This is a genomic window from Streptomyces sp. NPDC060198 (genome assembly GCF_042728415.1).
GTDB lineage: Bacteria > Actinomycetota > Actinomycetes > Streptomycetales > Streptomycetaceae > Streptomyces.
Window position 1 is genome coordinate 1 of sequence record NZ_JBHWZJ010000574.1, and the last position, 3,040, is coordinate 3,040.

A 3,040-nucleotide genomic window follows, 5' to 3' on the forward strand; every position below is an offset into this window, starting at 1 on the left:
GTCCGCCACCGGCCTTCCCCGGCGGCGGACGGTGTCCGGTTACTCGGCCGCGGGCCCGTGCCGCAGGACGGGAAGCTCCTGGTGGCCGTTGGAGATGAAGGACTTCACGGGGCGCAGGGACGACGAGGGTACGGCGAGGTGGAGTCCGGGGAACCGGGCGAAGAGTGCGGAGAGGGCCGTCGCGCCCTCCATCCTGGCGAGGGGCGCCCCGATGCAGTGGTGGACGCCGTACCCGAAGGCCAGGTGGTCGCGGCGGGTCGCCCGGGTCAGGTCGAACGATCCGGCGTCCGGTCCGTGGAGGCCCTCGTCGCGGCCCGCCCCGGCGACGGCCATCACGAGCGCGTCGCCCTTCGGCACGACCACGTCGCCGAGGTCGAGGTCCTCGACTGCGTACCGGAGCATGAGGTTCGCGGCGGCCGGCTCCCAGCGCAGGGTCTCCTCGATCGCGTCGGCCCACTCGGCCTTGCCGGTGCGGATCAGTTCGAGCTGCTCGGGGTGGGTGAGCAGCGCGTGGACGGCGTGGTCGATCAGGTTGATGGTGGTCTCGTAACCGGCCGACAGGAAGTGGACGAGGGTGTCGAGGAGTTCCTGGTCCTCCAGGGGGTCCGGGGCACCGGAGGCGAGTTGCTCGCGCTGGATGGCGACCAGGGCGCTGGTGAGGTCGTCGCCGGGGGTCTCCCGCTTGACGGCGACGAGTTCGTGGAGGATGCCGTACAGCTCCCCGGCGTGGGCGCGTACCTCCTCGGCCGGGGTCGCGGTGCTGAACAGGGCGTCGAACAGGGTGCAGAGCCGGTCGCGGCTGGCCAGGGTCACGCCGAACAGTTCGCAGATCAGGCGTGCGGGCAGCGGTCCGGCGTACCGGGCGCGCAGGTCCACCGGTTCGCCCTCGGGCAACGCTTCGATCTCGTCGAGCAGTTCCTCCGCGATCCGGAGGACGACGGGGGCCAGGGCCTTGGTGCGGTGGGCGGTGAAGGCGCCGGAGACGAGCTTGCGCAGCCGGGTGTGGGCGGGGCCGTACGCCGTGAACATGCTGCGTATGGAGACCCACAGGGCCAGTGACCAGTCGGGCCCGACCTCGCCGTCGATCCAGGCGGGCCAGTGCTGGGCGGCGTCCTTGGAGACGGCCGGGGAGGTGAGCAGCCGGGTGATGACGGCCGGGTCGGCGACGGCCCAGGCCGGGACGCCTTCCGGCAGTTCGATCCGGGTGGCCGAGCCGCCCGCGCGGATGCGGGCGGCCTCGCCCTGGATGTCGGTACCGGCCGGGTCGAGCCGGAACGGGCAGCGCGCGGCGGGGCCGGCGGCGGGCTCGGAGAGGGTGGCGGGGGCAGCGACGACGTCGCCGTGGTTCGTGTGCATGGTGTGTCTCTTTCCTGGACGGCTCGTGCCTGTCTGGACATTGGCCGCAGAGACGGTTCTTCGGCAAGCGGAGGAGGGTGTCGTTTTTCCCGCCGTCGCCCCTGAGGCGGTACGGGACGCCCGTACCGCCTCCTCGCCCGGCGGTCAGGCGAGCGGCAGGCCCGGCGCGGGGTGGGCGTCCATCAACTCCTTGACCTCGGCCCTGACCCGGGCGATCACGGTCTCGTCGCCGGTGCGTGCCGCGTCGACCACGGTGTCGATCCAGGCCGCCACCTCCGCCATCGCGGAGGCCGGGATGCCGCGCGTGGTGAGGGCGGGGGTACCGATGCGGATGCCGGACGGGTCGAAGGGCTTACGGGTGTCGTACGGCACGGAGTTGTGATTCACCACGATGCCCGCCCGGTCCAGCGCCTTGGCGGCGGTCTTGCCCGGCACGTCCTTGTTGGTGAGGTCGATCAGGAGGAGGTGGTTGTCGGTGCCGCCGGAGACCAGGTCGAATCCCCGCCCCGCCAGTTCCTCGCCGAGGAGGCGGGCGTTCGCGACGACCTGGTGGGCGTAGCCGGAGAATTCCGGGCGGGCGGCCTCGCCGAGCGCAACCGCGATGGCGGCGGTGGTCTGGTTGTGCGGACCGCCCTGGAGGCCCGGGAAGACCGCCCGGTCGAGGGCGCGCGCGTGCTGGGCCGTGCTGAGCAGCATCGCGCCGCGCGGCCCGCGCAGCGTCTTGTGCGTGGTGGTGGAGACGACGTCCGCGTACGGGGCCGGCGAGGGGTGCGCTCCGCCGGCGACCAGCCCGGCGATGTGGGCGATGTCGGCGACCAGCACGGCCCCGGTCTCGCGGGCGATCTCGGCGAAGCCCGCGAAGTCGATGGTGCGGGGCACGGCCGTACCGCCGCAGAAGATCACCTTGGGGCGTTCGGCGAGGGCCAGGTCACGGACTTCGTCCAGGTCGATCCGCCCGGTGTCACGCCGCACGCCGTAACGCACCCCGCGGAACCAGGTGCCGGTGGCGGAGACGTCCCAGCCGTGGGTGAGGTGGCCGCCCATCGGCAGGCCCATGCCGAGGACGGTGTCGCCGGGGGCGCAGAACGCCAGGTAGACGGCGAGATTGGCGGGGGAACCCGAGTACGGCTGCACGTTGGCGTGCGCCATGCCGAAGACGGCTTTGGCGCGCTCCACGGCCAGTGTCTCGACTTGGTCGATGACCTGCTGGCCCTCGTAGTAGCGGCGGCCGGGATAGCCCTCGGAGTACTTGTTCTGGAGAACGGTGCCGGAAGCCTCCAGCACGGCGGCGGAGACGTAGTTCTCGCTGGGAATCATCCGCAGGGTGTCGGCTTGCAGCCGCTCCTCCGCGTCGATCAGCCCGGCGAGTACGGGATCGGAGGCGGCGAGCGCCGGTCGGGTGGCGGTTTCCAGAGCGGGTGCGGGTGCGGTCACGAGACTCTCCCGGGTCGGCCGCGTCGTGCGGCATGGACCCGGATGCCCAGGCGGACGGCCCTCCGGCGGTGGTCCTCCGGCCAGGCCGGAGCGTGCCGCTTCCTCGTGGTCGGTTCCACGCAACGCCCCAGGGGCGCACGCCAGTCGCGGCACGCACGACGTTACCCGCTCGGGGCGGGCGCCCGCTCGGGAATACGTCGGACGGCGCACGGGTCGAGGCGCGGCGCGAGGGCGCTCCCCCGTCCACGCA

Annotated in this window: 2 protein-coding genes and 1 riboswitch; both genes read right to left on the bottom strand. The window is 72.8% G+C overall.

Going from position 1 to position 3,040, the window contains the following annotated elements:
* Nucleotides 1-39: 39 nt before the first annotated feature.
* Nucleotides 40-1,356 carry a cytochrome P450 gene (locus ACFWEP_RS33615; protein ID WP_387375935.1) on the bottom strand — a complete coding sequence of 439 codons (1,317 nt, stop codon included), beginning with the start codon at nucleotides 1,354-1,356 and terminating at the stop codon, nucleotides 40-42.
* Between the two features lie 144 nt (nucleotides 1,357-1,500).
* Nucleotides 1,501-2,790 carry a serine hydroxymethyltransferase gene (gene glyA, locus ACFWEP_RS33620; RefSeq protein WP_387375937.1) on the bottom strand — a complete coding sequence of 430 codons (1,290 nt, stop codon included), beginning with the start codon at nucleotides 2,788-2,790 and terminating at the stop codon, nucleotides 1,501-1,503.
* Between the two features lie 37 nt (nucleotides 2,791-2,827).
* Nucleotides 2,828-2,948: riboswitch (ZMP/ZTP riboswitch) on the bottom strand.
* Between the last annotated feature and the right edge of the window lie 92 nt (nucleotides 2,949-3,040).

Excerpts from the sequence above, each read along its gene's own strand:
- ACFWEP_RS33615 (WP_387375935.1), bottom strand. The coding sequence starts at position 1,356 with ATGCACACGAACCACGGCGACGTCGTCGCTGCCCCCGCCACCCTCTCC.